The following is a 21,235-nucleotide window of genomic DNA, read 5'->3' on the forward strand; positions in this document are numbered from 1 at the left end:
GCTCCCAATAGACGATTGGGTTGATAGGCCGGGTATGGAAGCGCGGTAACGTGTGGAGTTGACCGGTACTAATAGGCCGAGTGGCTTGAACACACTGAACGTTCAAACCAAATCGCTGTGTGGAGTGTTCGCGTCCCTGTGTGGTTCCCAGGAAATAACCGGGAACCGTTTGATAAGTGAAGATCCTGAGTCTGCTGCTTGGGACGTCGAGTTTGCCCATCCGAGGGTTGGGTGGTGCGTGAGGCGTTCGGTGGTTATGGCGGAGGGGAAACACCCGGTCCCATTCCGAACCCGGAAGTTAAGCCCTTCAGCGCCGATGGTACTGCATGGGAGACCGTGTGGGAGAGTAGGACACCGCCGGACTCATATTAGGAAGGCCCCGCCGGAAACGGCGGGGCCTTTCGCATTTCCGGGGTCAGTCCCAGTGGCCCGCGGCGGCGGCTTCGGTGACGTAGTCCTCGAATGGCCTGGCCGGGCGGCCGAGGGCGCTTTCCACGCCGTCCGACACTGCGGCCCTCCGGTCGTCGCGGATGTCCTCCAGGAGGCCGGCGAGCATCCGGGCGGCGTCCGGGTGGACGCCGTTCGCGGCGAGGCGTTCGGCGAAGGCCTCCGCGGTGACGTCGACATGGCGGATCGTGCGGCCGGCGGCCTTGCCGATCAGCTCGGCGGCCTCGGCGAAGCTGATCGCGCGGGGTCCGGTGAGCGGGTAGATCCGGCCGCTGTGCCGGTCATTGGTGAGCGCGTCGGCGGCGACCTCGGCGATGTCCTCGGCGTCGACGAACGGGGTGCGGCCGTCCCCGGTCGGCACCGCCAGGGTGCCGCTGAGCACCCACGGCTTCCAGAACGACTCGCTGAAGTTCTGCGCGAACCAGTCGGGACGCAGGATCGTCCAGCCGGCACCGGATCCCCGTACGGCCCGCTCGGCGGACTTGAGAGGGTGGTCGTCGTCGGCCTCGCCGACGCCGTGGGCGGACAGCAGGACGAGCCGCCGCACCCCCGCGGAGACCGCCTCCGTCACGAACTTCGGGATGCGCGCGTCGCGGTCCGGGACCGGCTGCAGGACAGGCTCCAGGAGGTAGACGGCCGTGATGCCGTCGAGGGCGGCGGGCCAGGTCGCCGGGTCGCCGAGATCGACGGCCACGTCGCTGCCCGAACGGGACGCGGTGCGGACGGAATGGCCGGCGGCACGCAGGCGCCGGACGATACGACGGCCGGTCTTTCCCGTGGCGCCGAGGATGAGCGTGTTTTCCATGCCCCATAGGCAACCGCAGGGCGGGCAGACGATCCATGAGAGAACGTCTCGGATTCCTTTGTCATCGTCTAGCGTGTGCGGCATGGACGTCCTCAGCGATCTGCTGCACCGGGCGCGCGCCGGCGACGCGCTGGTGAGGCAGCTGGTCCAGCGGCCGCCGTGGGCGCTGACCTTCGCCGACGCGACGGCGCTGACGGTCGTGGCAACGCTCGGCGGGCACGCCGCGATCCGTTTCGATGAGACCGGCGCCGCGCCGGTGGGCCTCGCCGCGGGCGACATCGCGCTGATCACCAAGGTCGGGGAGTACACGATCGCGGACGACGCGTCCACGCCGTCCCAGGTCGTGATCAGGCAGGGGCGGAAGTACCGGGCGGACAGCGGTGATCCGGTCGAGCGACAAGGGTGGAACCTGGCTCCTCGCACCTACGGTGACGGGCTGCCCGGAGCCACGGTCATGCTCCGCGGCGCCTACGAACTGCACGGTGACGTGGGCGGACGGATCCTCGCGATGCTGCCTCCGGTGGCGGTGGTGCCGGCCGGGCCGCGGACGCGCGGCGCGCTGGATCTGCTGGCCGCGGAGGTGGGCCGTGACGAGCCCGGCCAGGACGCCGTCCTTCATCGGCTGCTGGACCTGGTGCTCGTCCTGGCGCTGCGGGCCTGGTGCGCGCGGCCGGGCTCGGACCTGCCGTCCTGGTACCGGGCGCTGGCGGATCCGGCGGTGGGCGACGCGCTGCGGTTGCTGCACGAGGATCCGGCGCGCCGCTGGACCATCGCGGCGCTCGCCGCCGAGGTCGGGATGTCCCGTGCGGCGTTCGCCGCGCGTTTCGCCGGGCTGGTGGGCGAGCCGCCGCTCACCTACCTGACCGGGTGGCGGATGACCCTCGCGGCCGACCTGCTGCGCGACACCGACGCGACGGTCGCCGCCGTGGGCCGCGAGGTCGGCTACGAGGACGCGTTCGCGTTCAGCGTGGCGTTCAAGCGCGCGCGGGGCGTCAGCCCGTCCCGCTGGCGGCGCGGGGCGGACTGACCCCCCGGGCGCACGCTCAGGATGCGAAGGCGTTGAAGGTCGCTTCGGCTCTGTCGCGGTTCTTGTAGAGATCCCATGCGGCGTCGGCGAGGTCGTCCGGGTTCAGCGTCCCGACCGCCGCGCCGCCGAGCCGGTCCGACTCGGCGAGGAACATGCGATGGATGTCGCCGCGCTCGATGAGACCGCCGATGGTGAGCGTGCCCGCGTACACGCCCTGGTCGGCGAGCGCGGCGTGCAGGGTGATCGCGTAGTTGCGGAGGGCGGCGGACGAGAGCGCCAGGTTCCCGATCATCGGCAGCGGGACGACGGAGCTGAGGCCGCCCGCGAACAGCAGCCCGCCGTGTCCGCGCTCCAGCATGCCGGGCAGGACCGCGCGGACCGCGTCGATGGCCGGATACACCCAGCTCATCGCCTCCTGGGCGGCGGGCACGTCCGTCTCGGTGATGGGCGCGGGGCGCGCGGCGGGGTCGGCCGCGCCGGGGCCGTAGTAGACGACGTCGACGGCGCCGTGCCGTGCGGTGATCTCGTCGAGGGCGCCGAGCAGGGCGTCGCGGTCGCGGACGTCCGCCGGATGGGACGTCGCCTCGATGCCCGCGGACGCGAGCGAGGCGAGATAGCCGGGGTGGCGGTCGCCGTTGCGGGAGATGAGGGCGATGGCGTGCCCTTCCCGGCCGAAGCGGTGGGCGATCGACATGCCGAGCCCGGGGCCGGCGCCGATGACGACGGTCGTCGCGGTCATGGTCGGAACCTCCATAAGTTGAGGGGGCCCTCAAGTTAGCCGAAAGTCGAGGGTTTCCTCAACTTCGTAGGATGGCGGTATGTCCAGGAGCAGGCCGGCGCGGGCCGACGCCGCGCGGAACCGCGAGAAGCTGGTGGCGGCCGGGGCGCAGGTGTTCGGGGACCGCGGCCTCGACGCGCCGCTGGAGGAGGTCGCGCGCCGCGCCGGGGTCAGCATCGGCACGCTCTACAACCACTTCCGCGCGCGGCAGGACCTCCTCGACGCGATCTTCCCCGTCCGGCTCGCCGAGCTCGACCGGCTCGCCGCGCAGGCCCTGGACGACCCCGATCCCTGGACGGGGTTCGCCGCCTTCATCGAGGGGATCGTCGCGCTGCAGGCGCAGGACCGTGGGCTGAACGACGTGCTCGCGCGCCGCTTCCCGCTCGCGTCCGAACTGAGCGAGGCGTGCGATCGCGGCTTCGCGCACCTGGCCCGGATCGTCGAGCGGGCCAAGGACTCCGGCCGGCTGCGCAGCGACTTCGACGTCACGGACATCGTGCCGCTGATGTGGGCGATGTCCCAGATCATCCGCGAGTCGGGGGACGCGGAGCCCGCGGTCTGGCGCCGGTTCCTCGCCCTCTTCCTCGACGGTCTGCGGGCGGACGCGGCGCGCCCGCTGCCCGTCCCCGCGCTGTCGCCGGATCAGATGGCCGAACTCATGCGCGGCCGCTGATCAGTCCGCCCGCTCCAGGGCGATCAGGAGCTCCTGGACGGCGTCGAGGTCGTCCTCGCCGAAGACGCGGATGCCCTCGCGGCGCAGGAGGGCCGTCGTCACGCCCGTGCCGGGGACGGAAGCGCCCGAGAACGTCCCGTCGTGGACGCGGCCGCTGCCGCAGGACGGGCTGCCCTCCTTCAGCAGGGCGATGCGGGCGCCGGCGCGCCGGGCGGCGGCCAGCGCGAGACGTGCGCCCCGCAGGAACTCGGCGGTCACGTCGGCGCCGGCGCGGGTGACGACCAGGGCGGTGCCGTCGAGGACGGCGCCGCCGTCACCGCCGACGATCTCGGCGGGCGGCCGGGGGACCGGAAGCCCGCCGGACACCTCCGGGCAGAACGGTACGAGCCGCCCCTCCGCGCGCCACCGCTCGAAGAGATCGCCGGCCACCGGTCTGGCGGCTCCGTCGTATCGGACGGGCCGTCCCACGAGGCAGGAACTGACCAGTATGCGCTCCACGCCTTTGAGCCTATGCGGGACGCGGAGACGTCTTGCGCCCCCCTGATCCCCGGCGAATAGTTGTGGGCATTCCCCCGTCGATTGGGAGCCCGGCATGGTCCTTCTCGGCCGTCCGCTCCCGGAGGCGCCTTCCGAGGGACGTCCCCGGGGTTCGGTTCTGGTGTCCTGGCTGACCACCACCGACCACAAGGTGATCGGATATCTGTATCTGACCACATCGTTCGTCTTCTTCCTGCTGGCCGGCCTGATGGCGATGGTGATGCGGGCGGAGCTCGCCTCCCCGGGCCGGCAGATCGTCTCCAACGAGCAGTACAACCAGCTGTTCACCATGCACGGCACGGTGATGCTGCTGCTGTTCGCGACGCCGTTGTTCGTCGGGTTCGCGAACGTCGTGATGCCGCTGCAGATCGGGTCGCCGGACGTGGCGTTCCCGCGGCTGAACATGCTGAGCTACTGGCTGTTCCTGCTCGGCGGCCTGATCGTGTTCGCGTCGTTCATCTCGCCGGGCGGCGCCGCGAGTTTCGGCTGGACGGCGTACGCGCCGTTGAACAGCGCGCTGCGGAGTCCGGGCGTCGGCGGCGACATGTGGATCATGGGCCTCGCGCTGTCCGGATTCGGGACGATCCTCGGCGGCGTCAACTTCATCACCACGGTCATCGGGATGCGGGCGCCGGGAATGACGATGTTCCGGCTGCCGATCTTCACCTGGAACGTGTTCCTGACGAGCCTGCTCGTGCTGATGGCGTTCCCCGTGCTGGCGGCGGCGCTGCTGTGCCTGGAGGCGGACCGCCGGCTCGGCGCGCACGTGTTCGACGCGGCCTACGGCGGCGCGCTGACCTGGCAGCATCTGTTCTGGTTCTTCGGGCATCCCGAGGTGTACATCATCGCGCTGCCGTTCTTCGGGATCGTCACCGAGGTCATCCCGGTGTTCAGCCGCAAGCCGCTGTTCGGCTATTTCGGGATGGTCGGCGCCACCATCATGATCGCCGGGCTGTCGATGTCGGTGTGGGCGCACCACATGTTCACCACGGGCCAGGTCCTGCTGCCGTTCTTCTCGTTCATGTCGTTCCTCATCGCCGTGCCGACCGGAGTGAAGTTCTTCAACTGGGTCGGGACGATGTGGCGCGGCAATCTCAGTTTCGAGACGCCGATGCTGTTCGCCGTGGGGTTTCTCGTGACGTTCCTGTTCGGCGGGCTGACCGGCGTCATCCTGGCGTCGCCGCCGCTGGACTTCCAGGTGCAGGACTCCTACTTCGTGGTGGCGCACTTCCACTACGTCGTCTTCGGGACGGTCGTGTTCGCGATGTTCTCCGGCTTCTACTTCTGGTGGCCGAAGATGACGGGGAAGATGCTCAACGAGGCGTGGGGGAAGGTCCACTTCTGGACGCTGTTCATCGGTTTCCACACGACGTTCCTCGTCCAGCACTGGCTGGGCGCCGAGGGGATGCCGCGCCGGTACGCCGACTATGCCAAGCAGTTCACCGCCCTGAACCGGGTCTCCAGCGCGGGCGCGTTCCTGCTCGGGATCTCGACGCTGTTCTTCATCTACAACGTGTACCGGACGTCGCGTCGCGGCACGCGGGTCCAGGCGGACGACCCGTGGGGGTACGGCAATTCGCTGGAATGGGCGACGTCGTGCCCGCCGCCGCGGCACAACTTCACCTCGATCCCGCGGATCCGCTCGGAAAGACCCGCGTTCGACCTGCACTACCCGAAGGCGGCTGAGGTCGAGCCCAAGACCACGGCGGAGGAGGGGCCCTAGCCTGGACGGCATGGAGCCGGAATCGGAGAACACGGCGGACTGGGCGGCCTGGCACGGCGCCTACGACGACCCGGAGTCTTCCCTGTCCCGGCGGTTGGCGACCGTCCAGGACCGGATCCGCGAGGTGCTCGACGGCGCGCCGACCGGCGGGTTCCGTGCCGTCAGCCTGTGCGCAGGGGAGGGCCGCGACCTGATCAGCGTCCTGGCGGGCCATCCGCGGCGCGGCGACGTGACGGCCCGGCTCGTCGAGCTGGACGAGAGGCTGGCCGCGTCCGCCCGCGCGGCGGCGGGTGCGGCGGGGCTCGACGGGGTCGAGGTGGTCGCGGGGGACGCGTCCCGGACGGGCGCCTACGCGGGCGCCGTCCCGGCCTCGCTCGTCCTCGCCTGCGGGATCTTCGGCAACATCACCGGTGCCGACATCGAGCGGACGATCGGCCTGCTGCCGAGACTGTGCGGGCCGGGCGCGCACGTGATCTGGACACGCAACCGCAAGAAGCCCGACATGGTGCCGCAGATCGGCCGGTGGTTCGCGGAGCATGGCTTCGAGGAGCGCCGGCTGTCCCCTTCGGAGGGCGGGCACTGCGTCGGCGTCCACCGCTTCACCGGCCGGCCCGTCCCGCTGGGCGACGACGTTCAGATGTTCGAGTTCGTCGGCTACTACAACATCTGGAAGGACGAACCCGCGCCGGGCGAGCAGTGGCGGGAGTGGAGCCGGCGTCAGGCCGGTAAAGCATGAGGACGCCCGCGCGCGCCTGGTGGGCGCGCGCGGGCGGTGCCTTCGGAACGACGGGCGACGGCTACTTGGAGATGCGGCTGACGGCGATCTGTGCGACGCGGACCGCGGCGGCCGGGTTGAGGCGGACGCCGCGCCAGGCGAGGCGGCCGTGCGCGGGCGCGACGATGAGCGCCTGGTTCTTGGCGACGCCGCGCATGATGTCGCGCGCGAGCTTCTCGGCGGTGTAGAGGCGCGGTGACGCCTTGGCGATGTCCTCGGTGGCGTTGCCGCTCAGCTGCGTCTCGGGCAGGTCCGGGTTGACGTTGTGCAGCAGCGGGGTGTCGACGAAGCTCGGGCAGACCACGCTGACCTTGACGCCGCGCCCGGCGGCCTCGGCGCGCAGGCCGAGCGACAGGCCGACGACGGCGTGCTTGGTGGCGGTGTAGGGGATGCCGATCGGCATCGGGACGAGCCCGGCGAGCGAGGCGGTGTTGACGATGTGCCCGCGGCCCTGCTCCAGCATGATCGGGTAGGCGGCGTGCACGCCGTGCACGACGCCCTTGAGGTTGATGTCGATCGCGCGGTTCCAGTGGTCGAGGGTGAGCTCCTCGGCCAGCCCGCCGATCGCGATGCCGGCGTTGTTGAACACCAGGTCGAGGGTGCCGTTCTCGGCCTTCACGCGCTTGTAGAGGTCGGTGACGGCCTCGGCGTCGGTGACGTCGAGGGGGGCGGAGGACGCCTTGCCCTTGCCGAGGGTGTTCAGCTTGTCCGCGACGGCGGCGGCGCCGTCGGCGTTGATGTCGCTGACCACCACGGTGTCGCCGCGCGCCACCAGGGACGTGGCGATCGCACGGCCGATGCCGGATGCGCCTCCGGTCACGATCGCGATGCTCATTCTGCGCGCTCCGCTCGATGCTGGGCTAATTGGATGTTCTGTTCAATTGCGGGGATTCTACGGGGTGGGACGGACCGGCCAACACTCACCCGGCTACGAAACGGGGACCGCCGGCTCGTCGTCGCGCCCCTCCACCCGGAAGTCGCCCGGGTCGAGGCGGCGCGTCCGCAGCCAGTAGTTCACGGTCGACGCGGGCCAGGCGGCCCGGTTGACGCCGTCGCGGTCCAGGTACCAGCTGTCGCAGCCGCCGGCCACCCACACCGCGCCCTCGGACTTGCGCTGCACCCAGGCGTTGAACCGGTCCTGCACGGACGGCTTCACCGAGATCCGCGCGCCGCCCGCCGCGTCCAGCATCGCCAGGCACTGCAGCACGTAGCGGACCTGCGCCTCGATGATGAAGATCATCGAGTTGTGGCCGAGGCCGGAGTTCGGGCCGAGCAGCAGGAACAGGTTCGGGAAGCCCTTCACCGTCACGCCGAGGTGTGCCTCGATGCCGTCCTTCCAGGCGTCCTGGATCTTCAGCCCGCCCCGGCCCACGATCCGCGCGTTCTCGAACGCGTCGGTGACGTGGAAGCCGGTGCCGAAGATGATCGCGTCGACCTCGTGCTCCCGGCCGTCCCGCGTGACGATCGAGTGCTCGCGGACCTCCGCGATCCCCTCGGTGGTCAGCTCCACGTTGGGCCGCATCAGCGCCGGGAAGTAGTCGCTGGAGACGAGGGTCCGCTTGCAGCCCATCGTGTAGTCGGGGGTGAGCTTGCGGCGCAGCTCCGGGTCGGGCACCTGGCGGGCCAGATGCCACTGCGCGATCGAGCTCGCGGCCTTCAGCAGCCGCGGGTTCTTGAACCCCAGGACGAAGCTCTCCTGCAGCAGGTAGATGCCGTTGCGGTAGCCGCGCTGGAAGCCGGGGACGCGCCGGAACAGGACCTTCTCCAGGCCGGTCACCTTGCGGTCCGGCTTCGGCATGATCCACGGCGGCGTCCGCTGGAACACCGTCAGCGACGCGACGCGCTTGGCGATCTGCGGGACGAACTGGATCGCCGACGCGCCCGTCCCGATCACCGCGACGCGCTTGCCCGTCAGGTCGTAGGAGTGGTCCCACTCGGCGGAGTGGAACGTCTTCCCCTCGAACGACGCGAGGCCCGGCAGGTCGGGGATGTTCGGCTGGTGCAGCGGGCCCATGCCCGCGGCGAGCGCCCGTCCCCGGACGACCTCGCCGGGCTCGGCGCCCGGGCCCTCGACCGACGCCTGCCAGGTGTCGGTGGCGTCGTCGTACTCGGCGGCGGTGACCTCGGTGCCGAACCGGATGTGCTGCTCCAGCTCGTACTTCTCGACGATGTCCTTGATGTACCGCAGCAGCTCGCCCTGCTTGGGGAACATCCGCGACCAGTCGTTCTTCGGCTCGAACGAGTACGAGTACAGCAGCGACATGATGTCGCAGGCGCAGCCGGGATAGGTGTTCTCCCGCCACGTGCCGCCGACCTCGTCCGCCTTCTCCAGGATGACGAAGTCGTGCACGCCGGCCTTCTTCAGCCCGATCGCCATGCCGAGGCCGGAGAAGCCCGTCCCGACGATGACGACCTTGTACGGTCCGCCGCGTCCCGCCGCCGGCGTCACCACGGCGGCGCGCCGCGCGGCGGGTCCCTCCGGCCCCGCCGCGCTGTTCGCCTCGGCCATCGCTCAGGCGGCCTTGGGCTCGTCGACCGGGCGCCGCGTCCCCGGCTTGTCCCAGATGCCGAACGCCTTCCAGACCCGCTTGTTCACCGGGTCGATCACGCCGAGCTCGGCCATCAGGTCGCGGATCTTGCCGACCGAGTTGGAGATCTCCGCCTGCGAGGCCGGGCTCTTGTAGGCCTGCCGGACGACGTCCTTCGGGATGTTGAAGTGCCGCACCATCGGGCCGGGCGGGGACAGCATGATCCGCGCCATCACGCCGAGCACGATCGGGGTCGCGAAGCCGAGGATCCGGCGGCGCGCCGGGTTCATGGTCGGGATCCGGTGCTTGAGGTAGTGCCGGGCGAAGGAGATGTGCCGCGCCTCCTCCGCGATGTGGATCTTCATGATCGTCTCTTCGAGCGGGTGCTTGATGTGCCCGCCCTTGAGGGACTTGCGCTGCACGTAGTCGATCGGGTCCTCGCCGCCGAGCACGAACACGAAGAACATCTCCGTGCTGACGAGCGGGATCCACGGCGCGGCCTGCGCGATGAGGCTGAGCGAGCGCGGCATGCCGCGGATCGGCATCTTCGTCCGGTTCACGAACTCCTGGAACATCATCCCGTGGTGACATTCCTCGGTCGTCTCGTGGTAGACGTACCGGAACTCCGGCCGGCCGTTCGGCAGCCGGTAGGCGTAGTTGAGCAGGCCGCGCTTGAGCAGGTTCTCGAACTGCAGGCCGATCTTCATGGCGGTGGCGACCCGCCACAGCCCGATCTGCGACTGGATCTCCGGCGGCTGCGACCGGTACCACTCGGTCTCGCCGAGCCGGTCGAACTGCGGCAGCACCCAGCGCGGGTCGTTCTTGTCGACGGTGAAGTCGGGGTCGTCCCACGGGATGTCGGCGTAGGCCTCCCAGTGCTTGTCGACCGACGCCTTGTTCAGCCGGTCGACGACGCCGAGGTACGACTTCCTGTCCTTGACCTGCTCGCGGACCTCGTCGGCGAGTTCGGTGGGGGCTTTCGGCATGTGAGGCGCTCCCTCGGGGGTGGTGCGGCCTGCGGGGGCCGGGGGTGATCCTTCTTCGTGGCTAGGGCGCGCCCGCGGCGGTGGCCGCGGGCGCCTGCTGCGGTGGCGCGTCGCGTTCGTCGTCGCCGCCGTCCGCCGCCGAAGCGGGGGTGGAGGCGGGGCCGCCGGGCTCCGGGACGATCAGCTGGGCGATCTCCTTGACCTGGCGGAGCACCGCGGCCTGGTGGCCGCGGGAGTCGTCGTCGAGGGCGTTCTGGATCGACAGCCCGACGAACATCGCGAACAGGCCGCGCAGCATCGTGTCGGTGAAGTCGGGCGGCAGCGTGTTCGCGGGGAACAGCTTCTCGAAGGTCTCGGCGATGGTCTGCAGGATCCGCTCGTTCAGGTCGACGCAGAGCGGGCGCAGCTCCTCGTCGGTGCGGGCGGCGACCGCCAGCTCCATCAGGGCCTTGGCGGGCCGGCCGCGGAAGACCTCCCAGAGCAGGTCGAGCGCGCCGGTGACGTTGCGGCGCTCCTTCGGCAGCACCGCGAACGCCGTCTCGTACGCGAGCCGCTGCGCTTCGAGGAGGTGCTCCAGCGCCGCCGCGACCAGGATCATCTTGGTCGGGTAGTGGTGCTGCTGCGCCCCGCGCGAGACGCCCGCGCGGCGGGCCACCTCGGTGGTGGACGTGCCGGACCAGCCGAGGTCCACCAGGCACTCCATGGTGGCCTCGAGGAGCCGGGCCTGCGTGCGCGACCGGCGCTCCTCCTGGGTCCGGCGCGTCCCGCTGCTGTGGCGCCGGCGCCGGCGGCTGCTCACTGACACGCCTCCGACGGTACGAGCCCACTTACAAGCAAGCAAGCCTGCTTGTATGTTGCCCGCATCACAATTGGACAACGCGTCTTATTGATCTCGCGGCGAGGACGTATCCCCTGCGCGGTACCCGGCCCGGCTCCGCTGCCGCCCCCGTCGTACGCGCGGGCGCGCCGGTGCCGCCCACGGGGTAGGCGCGGTGCCTCTCGCAGCCGGACGACGCGGGCCGTACCGGCGCGTGACGATCCCGGCCATGGGAAACGCGGCAGAGGCAAGACGAACCATCAACGAGGCGGACGCGGACACGGGCGGCGCCCGCACGGAACGGCTCACCAAGGTCTACGGGACCGGCGACATGGCGGTGCGCGCGCTCGACGAGGTGAGCGTGGCGTTCCCCGCCGGGCGCTTCACCGCCATCATGGGCCCGTCCGGCGCCGGCAAGTCGACCCTGATGCACTGCGTGGCGGGCCTGGAGGACGCCACGTCCGGGAAGGTCTACGTGGGCGACCAGGAGCTCGGGTCCCTGTCGGACCGGCGCCTGACGCGGCTGCGGCGCGAGCGCATCGGCTTCGTGTTCCAGGCGTTCAACCTGCTCCCGACGCTCACCGCGAAGGACAACATCGTCCTGCCGATGACGCTGGCCGGGACGCGTCCCGACCGCGAGTGGCTGGACACGGTGGTGCGGGTCCTGCGGCTGGGGCAGCGGCTCACGCACAAGCCGTCGGAACTGTCCGGCGGGCAGCAGCAGAGGGTGGCGCTCGCGCGCGCGCTGGTCACCCGTCCGCAGATCGTGTTCGCGGACGAGCCGACCGGCAACCTCGACTCGCGTACCGGCGCCGAAGTGCTCGGCCTGCTGCGCGGCGCCGTCGACGACCTCGGCCAGACGGTCGCGATGGTGACCCACGACCCGGTCGCCGCCGGCTACGCCGACGCGGTCGTGTTCCTCGCCGACGGGCGCGTCGTCGACGTGATGGACGAGCCCACGGCCGACCGGGTCCTCGACCGGATGCGCGGGCTGGGGGACCGGTCATGACCGGGCTCGTCTTCAAGGAGCTGTGGGGGCGCAAGCGCCGCATGGCCGGGTCGCTGGTCGCGGTGTTCCTCGGCGTGACGTTCCTCACCGGCACGCTGGTGCTCGGCGACACGCTCGCGTCCAGCATCGACGGCTACTTCTCCGGCGCCTACGGCAAGAGCGACGTCAGCGTCCGCAACGCCACCAAGGTGAGCGACTCGCCGTGGGGCGCGCGCGGGCAGATCGACGCGTCGGTGCTGGCGAAGGTGCGCGGAGTGGACGGCGTCGCGAACGCCGAACCCGTCATCCAGGGCTCCGGGCAGTTGCTCGCCAAAGACGGGACGACCATCCCGTCCCGCGGCCCGAGGACCGCCGGGAACTGGCTCAACGACCCGAAGCTCAACCCCTACCGGCTCGCCGAGGGACGCGCGCCGCGCGCACCGGACGAGGTCGTCATCAACAAGATGTTCGCCGACGAGGGAAAGCTGGAGGTCGGCGACCGGACGGCCGTCCTCACGCCCGAGCGCGTTCCCGTGACGGTCGTCGGGATCAGCAAGTTCGGCAGCGAGGACGCGTTCGGCGAGACGTCGTTCACCGCGTTCAGCCTGGAGGGCGCGCAGCGGTACGTCGCGAAGTCGTCCGGCCGTATCAGCAGCGTCGCGATCCGCGCCGCAGGTGGGGTGAGCCAGGACGCGCTGGCCGCGCGCATCCGCCCCATGCTGCCCGCCGGGACCGAGGCCGTCACCAACCGCGCCCAGGTCGACGAGGGCATGACCGCCGTGCAGGACGGCTTCCTCAAGACGTTCCGGATCGTGCTCGGCGCGTTCGGCGGGGTGGCCCTGTTCGTCGCGGCGTTCAGCATCCACAACACGTTCGCCATCACGATGGCGCAGCGGACCCGCGAGTCGGCGCTGCTGCGCGCGCTCGGCGCCGGCCGCCGCCAGGTCGTGGCGTTCGCCGGCATCGAGGCGCTGGTGATCGGCGGCGCCGCGACCCTGGCCGGGCTCGCCGGCGGGTTCGGCTTCGCCGCGCTGCTCCGGCTGCTGTTCACGACGTTCCGGATCGGGATCGCGATGGAAGGGCTCACCGTCTCCGCGACGACGCTGCTGGTGGCGGTGCCGGCCGGGCTGCTCGTGACGCTCGTCGCCGCGCTCGGTCCCGCGCTGCGGGCGTCGCGGGTGCGGCCCCTCGCGGCGCTGCGCGAGGTCGCGGCGGAGCCGTCCCGGCCGTCCGACACCCGGATGATCGTCGGCGGGGTGTTCGCGGCGGTCGCCGCCGGGACGGTCGTGCTCGGCGCGTCCGGCGGGCAGGTCGCGATGGCCGCCGCCGGTGCGGTGCTGTGCCTGGTCGCGATGGTCGTGCTCGGGCCCGCGGTGGCGCGTCCGGGCGCCGCGCCGCACCGCCGGCGCCGCGACCGCGCTGATGATCGGCGTCGGAGTCGTCACCCTCCTCACGGTGTTCGTCGGCTCGCTCCGCGCGTCCCTGGAGGACGGCGTCGCCGGCTCGTTCAAGGGCCCGCTCGTCGTGGACGGCGGCGGCAACGAGACCGGCGGCTTCGCCCCGCGGCTCGTCGACGAGGCCGCCCGGCTGCCGCAGGTCAGTGGCGTCGCGGGGCTCGGCACCGGCGGAATGCGGGTCGGCGGCCGCATCGCGACCGTGTCCGTCGGCGACCCGTCCGCGCTGCACCGCGTCCTCGACCTGGACGTCTCGCAGGGCTCGCTCGCCGGGCCGGGCACCTTCGCGGTCTCCAAGAAGATCGCCGACGACCGCGGCTGGCACGCCGGTTCGCGTGTCGGCCTCACCTTCGCCGACGGCGTCGCGCAGGAGGTCACGGTCGGCGCCGTGTACGACCGGACCGACCTGACCGGCGACTACCTCGTGCCTTGGACGATCTGGGACGCCCACACGAAGCAGCCGCTCGTGACCAGGGCGTTCGTCGACCTCCAGCCCGGCGCGTCCGTCGCGTCGGCGCGCGGCGCCCTCACCGCGCTCGCCGAGCCGTACGGGGCGCCCGACGTCGAGACCCGCGACGCGTTCGTCACGGCGCAGACGTCCGACATGAACGGGTTCATCGCCGTCGTCTACGGGATGCTCGCCCTCGCGATCATCATCGCGCTGCTCGGCATCGCCAACACGCTGTCGCTGTCGGTCCACGAGCGGACCCGCGAGCTCGGCCTGCTCCGCGCCGTCGGCGCGACCCGGGCGCAGATCCGCTCGATGGTGCGCTGGGAGTCGCTGATCGTCGCGCTGTTCGGGACCGCCGGCGGGCTCGGCCTCGGGGTGTTCCTCGGCTGGGGGCTCGGCGCCGCGCTCGGGAACCCGTTCGCCGCCCCACCCGTCCAGCTGGGCGTGATCGCGCTGGTCGGAGGGGTGGCGGGCGCGCTCGCCGCGATCAGGCCCGCCCGCCGCGCGGCCCGGCGGGCGATCCTCGCCTCGATCGCCGCACCGTGATCAGGCCCCTCACTGCCCGCCCCGCCCGCCCCGCAAGGCCCCGTGGGGCGGGCAGGGCGGGCGGATTGCGGCCCCGCGGCGCGGATATTGTGTGTCCATGCAGGTCAACCAGTCGGGCAAGCTGACCAACGTCTGTTACGACATCCGCGGGCCGGTGCTCAAGCGCGCCAAGCAGCTCGAGGCCGAGGGCCACAACATCCTCAAGCTGCACATCGGCAACCCCGCCCCGTTCGGGTTCGAGGCTCCGCCGGAGCTGCTCCAGGACATGATCCGCAACCTGCCGGACGCGCACGGCTACAGCGACTCCAAGGGGATCCTGCCCGCCCGCCGCGCCATCGTGCAGCGGTTCGAGGACAACGGCGTCACCGGCCTGGACGTCGAGGACGTCTACCTCGGCAACGGCGTGTCCGAGCTGATCGTGATGACCCTGCAGGCGCTGCTCAACGACGGCGACGAGGTGCTGATCCCGGCGCCCGACTACCCGCTGTGGACGGCGTCGGTGTCGCTGTGCGGCGGCACCCCCGTCCACTACCTGTGCGACGAGGCCGCCGACTGGGCGCCGAGCCTGGACGACATCGAGGCCAAGATCACCGACCGCACCCGGGCGATCGTGCTGATCAACCCCAACAACCCGACCGGCGCCGTCTACCCGCGCGAGGTGCTGACCCAGATCGTCGAGGTCGCCCGCCGCCGCAACCTGATCGTCTTCGCGGACGAGATCTACGACCGGATCCTCTACGACGACGCCGTGCACGTCCCGATCGCCTCGCTGGCCCCCGACCTGCTGTGCCTGACCTTCGGCGGGCTGTCCAAGAACTACCGGGTCGCCGGGTTCCGATCCGGCTGGGTGGTGCTGTCCGGGCCGAAGGAGCACGCCGAGTCCTACATCGAGGGCCTGGACATCCTCGCCAACATGCGGCTGTGCCCGAACGTCCCCGGCCAGCACGCGATCCAGGCCGCGCTCGGCGGCTACCAGAGCATCGACGACCTCGTCCTGCCGACCGGCCGGCTCGGCGAGCAGCGCGACCGCGCCTGGAAGCTCCTCAACGACCTGCCCGGCGTCAGCTGCGTCCGGCCCAAGGGCGCGCTGTACGTCTTCCCGCGGCTCGACCCCGAGATGTACCCGATCGAGGACGACATGCGCTTCGCCCTCGACCTGCTCGAACGGCAGAAGCTCCTCGTCGTGCAGGGGACCGGCTTCAACTGGCCGACCACCGACCACTTCCGCGTCGTCACGCTGCAGTACGCCGACGACCTCGAGGAGGCCGTCGGCCGCATCGGCGACTTCCTGAGCACCTACCGCCGCTGACGGGCCATTACGCCCGGCGGGGTGTCACGACTCGGACGCGGCGGCGTCGAGGCGCTTGAGCGCGCCGCGCACCACGTCCGGGTCGGTCGTCGCCCAGAACGGCGGCAGCGAGTTCTTCAGGAAGCCGCCGTAGCGGGCCGTCGCCAGCCGCGGGTCGAGGACGGCGACCACGCCGCGGTCGTCCATCGACCGCAGCAGCCGGCCCGCGCCCTGCGCCAGCAGCAGCGCCGCGTGCGTCGCTGACACCGCCATGAACCCGTTGCCGCCGCGCGCCGCCACCGCCCGCGCGCGCGCCGACGACACCGGGTCGTCCGGGCGCGGGAACGGGATGCGGTCCATGATGACCAGTTGCAGGGACGGGCCGGGGACGTCCACGCCCTGCCACAGCGACAGCGTCCCGAACAGGCACGTCCGCTCGTCCTCGGCGAACTGCTTGACCAGCAGGGACGTGGAGTCCTCGCCCTGGCACAGCAGCGGGTGCGACAGGTGGTCCTTCAGCTCGTCGGCGGCCTGCCGGGCGGCCCGCATCGAGGAGAACAGGCCGAGCGTCCGGCCCCCCGCCGCCTCGATCAGCTCGGTGATCTCCGTCAGGTACGCGTCGGCGAGCCCGTCCCGGCCCGGCTGCGGCAGGTGCCGCGCCACGTACAGGATCCCGGACTTCGGGTGGTCGAACGGCGAGCCGACGTCCAGGCCCGACCAGACGATCTCCTTGCCGTCCTTCCCGTCCTCGTCCTTGCCGTCGGTGGCGGTCTGCGCGAGGCCCTCCGCGGCCGTCTTCGCGTCCCGCGGCGCGTTCTCCCCGAGCGGCGGCAGCCCCCACTGCCGCGCCAGCGGCTCGAACGACCCGCCCAGCGTGAGCGTCGCCGACGTCAGGACGGCCGTGCGCTGCTCGAACAGCGTCGTCCGGAGCAGGCCGCCCACCCCGATCGGCGCGACGTGCAGCGCCGGCGGACGCTTCGGACGCCCCTCCTGGACGAACGGCTTCTCCAGCCACACCACGTCGAACCGCTGCGACATCTCCGGCTGGAACGACTCCAGCATCCGCACCGCCGTGTCGTGCAGATCCTCCAGCGACGACCGCGCGGCCTTGCGGGCGGCCATGTCACCCGGATCGGCGTCCTTCTTCTCCGGGCCGATCGCCGTGAGGCAGGCATGCAGCGCGTCCCGCGTCGCCGCGAGCGTGCTGCCCAACGACGAGGGCAGCACGTCCATGCGCCCCGCGGGCAGATCCTCAAGCAGGACGCCGAGGCCCTCCGCGGCCTCCTTGAGCCGGTCGGCGACGCCCTCCTCGACCAGCCGCCCGCAGCGCCGCGCCGCCGTGTCCACGCCGGCCGCGCTCAGATCGCCCGTCGCGACCGACGTCACCCGGTCGACCAGCTCGTGCGCCTCGTCCACGATCACCACGTCGTGCTCCGGCAGGACCTGGAACTCCTCCAGCGCGTCGATCGCCAGCAGCGCGTGGTTGGTGACCACGATGTGCGCCTCGCCCGCCTCCGCGCGGGCCAGCTCCGCGAAGCACTCCGTCCCCTGCGGGCAGCGCTGCGCGCCCAGGCACTCCTTCGCGGTGACCGCCACCTGCCGCCACGCCTGCTCGCTCACCCCGGGGACCAGCTCGTCGCGGTCGCCCGTCGTGGTCTCCTCGGCCCACTCGTTCAGCCGCTTGACCTGGCGTCCCAGCATCGACAGCTGCTGCGGGTCGAACAGCCCGGCGCCGCCCTCGTCCTCCTCCGGCGCGCCCGTCTGCACCCGGTGCAGGCACAGGTAGTTGCGGCGGCCCTTGAGGATCGCGAACTTCAACTCCCGGCCGAGCAGCGGGTTCAGCGCCTCGGCCAGCCTCGGCAGGTCGCGGTCGACGAGCTGGCGCTGCAGCGCGATCGTCGCGGTCGACACCACCACCGTGGTCTGCTTCTCGACCGCGTACCGGATCGCCGGGACCAGGTACGCCAGCGACTTGCCCGTCCCGGTGCCCGCCTGCGCGGCGACGTGCTCGCCCGACGCGATGGCCTTCTCCACCGCCCCCGCCATCTCCACCTGCCCGGGGCGCTCGGCGCCCCCGATGGCCTCGACGGCGGCGGACAACAGGGTCGGCATGTCCGGAATCTTGGCGTCGCTGTCGGTCAGCAGATCAGGGGCGGGCACGTCGCCCAACGCTACAGCCCGCGGCGGACACCCGCGCCCGGGTTCGGCCCGACGGGGACCGCCCGGCCGTCCCGCCGCCGGCCCGCCGCCGGCCTCCGCCGGGTCCGGTTGACGCCCTTTGCGGAGGGTCGGCCAAGATAGGGGCCGTGTCTGCTGAAAGAGAAGTCCTGACCTGGGAGTTGTTCGGCACCGCCGGCCGCGAGCTGGCCCAGGAGATCGCCGCCAGCGGCTACCGGCCCGACCTGATCCTCTCCATCGCCCGCGGCGGCCTGTTCGTCGCCGGATCCCTCGGCTACGCCCTGGACGTCAAGAACCTGCACGTCATGAACGTCGAGTTCTACACCGGCGTCGACCAGCGCCTCGACCTGCCGGTGATGCTCCCGCCCGTGCCGAACGCCGTCGACCTCTCCGGCGCCAAGGTCCTGGTCGCCGACGACGTCGCCGACACCGGCGCGACCCTGAAGCTCGTCCGGGACTTCTGCGCCGACCACGTCGCCGACGTCCGCTGCGCCGTCGTCTACGAGAAGCCGCACTCCACCGTCAAGTGCGAGTACGTCTGGCGGCACACCGACCGCTGGATCAACTTCCCCTGGTCGACCGAGCCGCCCGTCGTCAGCCGGCCGCAGCAGATCCTCGACGCCTGAAGTTATCCACATTTTCGGCGGTGTCTTCGCCCCGCCGGTCGCGGCTGCCAGTGTCGAGGGCATGACAGCACTGGTCATCCGCTCCGCTCAGGACGCCATAGCCGCCGTTCCCTACCTGCTGGGGTTCCACCCCTCCCGCAGCCTCGTCGTCATCGGCCACGACGGCCCGCACGGAACCTGCGCGGTCCGGCTCGACTTACCGGTCCCCGCCGCGGCCGGCGAACGCGTCGCCGGGCTGCTGGCCGGCAACGGGTTCCGCAAGGCGCTCCTGCTCGGCTACGGCCCGGCCGGCGAGGTCGAAGGCTCCGCCGGCTCCATGGCCGCAGCCCTCACCGCCGCCGGCGTGGACGTCGTGGAATCCGTCCGCGTCCGCGACGGCCGCTGGTGGTCGCTCACCTGCACCGACGGCTGCTGCCCCGCCGAAGGCACCCCCTACGACATCTCCACCAGCCTCATCGCCGCGCAGGCGACGCTCGCCGGCCACGTCGCCCTCGCCGACCGCGACGAACTCGTCCGCTCCGTCCAGCCGGTCGGCGGCCTGGCCCGCGAGTCCATGCGCCGCGCCACCGAGCGGGCCGAGCGACGCTTCCTGCGATGGGCCCGCGAACCCGCGTCCCGGTTCCGTTCCCGCACCACCGAGGAGGGCCTCGACCACGTCCCCCGCGTCCTCGCCCGCGCCCGCGGTGGCACCCGGCCCACCGACGACGACGTCGCCCGGCTCGGCTTCTTCCTCACCGACCTCCGCGTCCGCGACGAGGCGTGGATCCGCATCGACGAGGACGCCCCCGCCGCCGACATCGCCTTCTGGCGCGACGTCCTCCGCCGCGTCGAACCCCCGTACGTCCCGGCCCCGGCGTCCCTGCTGGCCTTCGCCGCCTACACCGCCGGCGACGGCGGCCTGGCCAACGTCGCCCTGGAACGCGCTCTGGAGGCCGACCCCGCGTACTCCATGGCCGTCCTGCTCCGCAGCCTGATCGACGCCGGCGTCCCACCCGCCCAAGCCCGCATAGGCATGACCCCTGATCAACTGGCCGCCGCGTACCACGAACCAACCCAAGAGGCCAGCTAACCCACGCCCGCCCCCTGCGACCCCACTCACACCTCCAACCTCCGCACACAGCCATCTGCCGACCCCCACCACGTTGATGTTGCGTGGGGAGACGAAAGTCCGGTTACCTAGGACGATTAGGTAGCCGGGTCGGCGGCATAGGAGGGCGGATGGCGCGGGCGGGGTTGAGCGCCGAGCGCCTGGCGCGGGCGGCGGCGGAGCTGGCGGACGAGGTCGGCTTCGAGAACGTGACGGTGTCCGCGCTCGCGCGCAGGTTCGGCGTCAAGGACGCGAGCCTGTACTCGCACGTCAAGAACGTCCAGGATCTCAGGGCGCGGGTGGCGGTGCTGGCGCTCGCCGAGCTCGCGGACGAGGCCGCCGGCGCGCTCGCGGGCCGCGCGGGCAAGGACGCGCTGGTCGCGTTCGCGGGCGCCTACCGGAAGTACGCGAAGGAGCATCCGGGAAGGTACGCGGCGGCGCGGCTGCGGCTCGACCCCGAGACCGCCGCAGGCAGCGCCGCTGGCCGGCACGCGGAGATGATGCGGGCGATCCTGCGCGGCTACGACCTGGCCGAGCCGGACCAGACGGACGCGGTGCGGCTGCTGGGCAGCGTCTTCCACGGCTACGTGAGCCTGGAGGAGGCGGGCGGCTTCGACCACTCGCGCGCGGCCCGCGACGTCGACACGTCCTGGCAGCGGGCACTGGACGCCATCGACGCCCTCCTCCGCAACTGGCCACCCCCCGACCCCCACCCCTGACACCGAAGAGCACCCCGGCGCCTCAAGGCGGAGGCGTCGCGGGGGCCGGGTGGGTTGGGCCAGAGGGTTCGGGGTGGCCTGGTGTTAGGGGCGGACGGCTTGGCCGGGGGTGCCGGGGTCTATGCGGCGGTCGCGGTTGCGCTCGTTCCAGGCGCGCATCCGCGGCGGGTAGCCGACGATCTGCACGTCGTAGGCGGGGACGCCGAGGTCGCGGGCGACCTTGCCGATGACCTTGGGGGAGCCGACGCGGCGGCGGGTCCACTCGCCGTCGTGGGCGACCGCGACCGCGGTGGTGTCGGTGGCGAAGGTCTCCGGCTCGATGTAGAACTCGACGCCGCGGCGGTCGCGCGCGAAGGAGATCAGCGCCTCGATGTCGGCGGCCGTGGCCTCCCGGTCGAGCTTGGCCACCGTCGTGCCGCGGTGCCGGCGGATGCCGAATCGGTCCCGGAACCTCATCGCCTGTCCTGTCGTCGGGCGGCCCCGGAGGGGGAACGGGACCTGGTCGGGTGTCTGCGGACAACGAACGCGCGGCGCGGCCGGGTTCCCGACACAGCGGCGGCGTCCCCGGCGAGCCGGGCACAGCACCCTAGACTGGCCGGGCCTGGGAGATCAACAGCGGGGGGTGTTGATGGACGGGCCGATCGCGGTCCGGCGGGCGGCCGCCGCAGTGCTCGCGGCCACCGTGTGCGGGGCGTTGAGCACCCTGGGCCCGGGGCCGCCGCGGGTGGGGCTCGCCGCGGCGTCCGCGCCGGCCGGCGGGGCCGGGCACGCAGGCCGCAAGAGCGCGCCGCGCCGGCAGGCG

Annotated in this window: 19 protein-coding genes, 2 rRNA genes and 1 pseudogene; 13 read left to right on the forward strand and 9 right to left on the reverse strand. The window is 71.9% G+C overall.

Annotation, left to right across the window (positions count from 1 at the left end):
* Both F9B16_RS36350 and rrf read left to right on the forward strand, forming a co-directional pair.
* Positions 1–93, forward strand: a 23S ribosomal RNA gene (locus F9B16_RS36350); the annotation flags it as partial.
* Positions 94–246: 153 nt separating this feature from the next.
* Positions 247–363, forward strand: a 5S ribosomal RNA gene (gene rrf / locus F9B16_RS36355).
* 52 nt (positions 364–415) lie between these two features.
* On the opposite strand, the gene F9B16_RS36360 is transcribed toward rrf, so the two are convergent.
* Positions 416–1,252 (reverse strand): NAD(P)H-binding protein, encoded by an 837-nt coding sequence (locus F9B16_RS36360; protein WP_151544762.1) that lies wholly within the window; start codon positions 1,250–1,252, stop codon positions 416–418.
* An 82-nt stretch (positions 1,253–1,334) separates the two neighbouring features.
* On the opposite strand from F9B16_RS36360, the gene F9B16_RS36365 reads away from it, so the two are divergent.
* Positions 1,335–2,279: an AraC family transcriptional regulator gene (locus F9B16_RS36365; RefSeq protein ID WP_151544763.1), complete on the forward strand. Its 945-nt coding sequence runs from the start codon at positions 1,335–1,337 to the stop codon at positions 2,277–2,279.
* A gap of 16 nt (positions 2,280–2,295) precedes the next feature.
* On the opposite strand, the gene F9B16_RS36370 is transcribed toward F9B16_RS36365, so the two are convergent.
* Positions 2,296–3,018: an SDR family NAD(P)-dependent oxidoreductase gene (locus tag F9B16_RS36370; RefSeq protein ID WP_225992248.1), complete on the reverse strand. Its 723-nt coding sequence runs from the start codon at positions 3,016–3,018 to the stop codon at positions 2,296–2,298.
* A 79-nt stretch (positions 3,019–3,097) separates the two neighbouring features.
* Between F9B16_RS36370 and F9B16_RS36375 the strand changes: the two genes are divergently transcribed.
* Complete coding sequence (locus F9B16_RS36375; protein ID WP_151544765.1) at positions 3,098–3,730, forward strand: SbtR family transcriptional regulator; 633 nt, start codon at positions 3,098–3,100, stop codon at positions 3,728–3,730.
* Here F9B16_RS36375 and F9B16_RS36380 read toward each other — a convergent pair whose 3' ends face one another.
* A complete protein-coding gene (locus F9B16_RS36380) occupies positions 3,731–4,228 on the reverse strand; it encodes a DUF523 domain-containing protein (RefSeq protein WP_225992249.1) in 498 nt (165 codons plus the stop codon).
* A 94-nt stretch (positions 4,229–4,322) separates the two neighbouring features.
* On the opposite strand from F9B16_RS36380, the gene ctaD reads away from it, so the two are divergent.
* Positions 4,323–5,990 carry an aa3-type cytochrome oxidase subunit I gene (gene ctaD, locus F9B16_RS36385; RefSeq protein WP_151544767.1) on the forward strand — a complete coding sequence of 556 codons (1,668 nt, stop codon included), beginning with the start codon at positions 4,323–4,325 and terminating at the stop codon, positions 5,988–5,990.
* Positions 5,991–6,000: 10 nt separating this feature from the next.
* Entirely contained in the window at positions 6,001–6,726 is a 726-nt protein-coding gene (locus F9B16_RS36390) for an SAM-dependent methyltransferase (protein ID WP_225992250.1), read from the forward strand.
* A 61-nt stretch (positions 6,727–6,787) separates the two neighbouring features.
* On the opposite strand, the gene F9B16_RS36395 is transcribed toward F9B16_RS36390, so the two are convergent.
* From F9B16_RS36395 to F9B16_RS36410, 4 genes are all read right to left on the reverse strand, one after another.
* The gene (locus F9B16_RS36395; protein ID WP_151544768.1) at positions 6,788–7,600 is read right to left on the reverse strand and encodes an SDR family NAD(P)-dependent oxidoreductase; all 813 of its coding nucleotides are present in this window, start codon (positions 7,598–7,600) and stop codon (positions 6,788–6,790) included.
* 93 nt (positions 7,601–7,693) lie between these two features.
* On the reverse strand, positions 7,694–9,274 hold the full coding sequence (locus F9B16_RS36400; RefSeq protein ID WP_151544769.1) for a flavin-containing monooxygenase: 1,581 nt from the start codon (positions 9,272–9,274) through the stop codon (positions 7,694–7,696).
* 3 nt (positions 9,275–9,277) lie between these two features.
* Complete coding sequence (locus F9B16_RS36405; RefSeq protein WP_151544770.1) at positions 9,278–10,279, reverse strand: AurF N-oxygenase family protein; 1,002 nt, start codon at positions 10,277–10,279, stop codon at positions 9,278–9,280.
* A 61-nt stretch (positions 10,280–10,340) separates the two neighbouring features.
* The gene (locus tag F9B16_RS36410) at positions 10,341–11,084 is read right to left on the reverse strand and encodes a TetR/AcrR family transcriptional regulator (protein ID WP_225992251.1); all 744 of its coding nucleotides are present in this window, start codon (positions 11,082–11,084) and stop codon (positions 10,341–10,343) included.
* A gap of 241 nt (positions 11,085–11,325) precedes the next feature.
* Between F9B16_RS36410 and F9B16_RS36415 the strand changes: the two genes are divergently transcribed.
* From F9B16_RS36415 to F9B16_RS36435, 4 genes and pseudogenes are all read left to right on the forward strand, one after another.
* Positions 11,326–12,105, forward strand: coding sequence for an ABC transporter ATP-binding protein (locus F9B16_RS36415; protein WP_151544771.1), 780 nt, complete (start codon positions 11,326–11,328; stop codon positions 12,103–12,105).
* A gap of 41 nt (positions 12,106–12,146) precedes the next feature.
* Positions 12,147–13,205 (forward strand): annotated as a pseudogene (locus F9B16_RS54280) (ABC transporter permease); the annotation flags it as partial.
* Positions 13,206–13,506: 301 nt separating this feature from the next.
* A complete protein-coding gene (locus F9B16_RS36430; protein WP_151544772.1) occupies positions 13,507–14,535 on the forward strand; it encodes an ABC transporter permease in 1,029 nt (342 codons plus the stop codon).
* A gap of 97 nt (positions 14,536–14,632) precedes the next feature.
* Positions 14,633–15,844 carry a pyridoxal phosphate-dependent aminotransferase gene (locus tag F9B16_RS36435; RefSeq protein ID WP_151544773.1) on the forward strand — a complete coding sequence of 404 codons (1,212 nt, stop codon included), beginning with the start codon at positions 14,633–14,635 and terminating at the stop codon, positions 15,842–15,844.
* Between the two features lie 24 nt (positions 15,845–15,868).
* Here the strand turns inward: F9B16_RS36435 and F9B16_RS36440 are convergent, their stop codons facing one another.
* Positions 15,869–17,935 carry an ATP-dependent DNA helicase gene (locus F9B16_RS36440; protein ID WP_192809165.1) on the reverse strand — a complete coding sequence of 689 codons (2,067 nt, stop codon included), beginning with the start codon at positions 17,933–17,935 and terminating at the stop codon, positions 15,869–15,871.
* Between the two features lie 194 nt (positions 17,936–18,129).
* On the opposite strand from F9B16_RS36440, the gene F9B16_RS36445 reads away from it, so the two are divergent.
* From F9B16_RS36445 to F9B16_RS36455, 3 genes are all read left to right on the forward strand, one after another.
* On the forward strand, positions 18,130–18,627 hold the full coding sequence (locus tag F9B16_RS36445; protein ID WP_151544774.1) for a phosphoribosyltransferase: 498 nt from the start codon (positions 18,130–18,132) through the stop codon (positions 18,625–18,627).
* A 61-nt stretch (positions 18,628–18,688) separates the two neighbouring features.
* Positions 18,689–19,696: a DUF4192 domain-containing protein gene (locus F9B16_RS36450; RefSeq protein ID WP_151544775.1), complete on the forward strand. Its 1,008-nt coding sequence runs from the start codon at positions 18,689–18,691 to the stop codon at positions 19,694–19,696.
* Positions 19,697–19,845: 149 nt separating this feature from the next.
* Positions 19,846–20,433 carry a TetR-like C-terminal domain-containing protein gene (locus tag F9B16_RS36455; RefSeq protein ID WP_151544776.1) on the forward strand — a complete coding sequence of 196 codons (588 nt, stop codon included), beginning with the start codon at positions 19,846–19,848 and terminating at the stop codon, positions 20,431–20,433.
* Between the two features lie 84 nt (positions 20,434–20,517).
* Here the strand turns inward: F9B16_RS36455 and F9B16_RS36460 are convergent, their stop codons facing one another.
* Positions 20,518–20,889, reverse strand: coding sequence for a hypothetical protein (locus tag F9B16_RS36460; protein WP_151544777.1), 372 nt, complete (start codon positions 20,887–20,889; stop codon positions 20,518–20,520).
* Positions 20,890–21,235: the final 346 nt, after the last annotated feature.

The organism is Actinomadura montaniterrae (genome assembly GCF_008923365.1).
Taxonomy (GTDB): Bacteria; Actinomycetota; Actinomycetes; order Streptosporangiales; family Streptosporangiaceae; genus Spirillospora; species Spirillospora montaniterrae.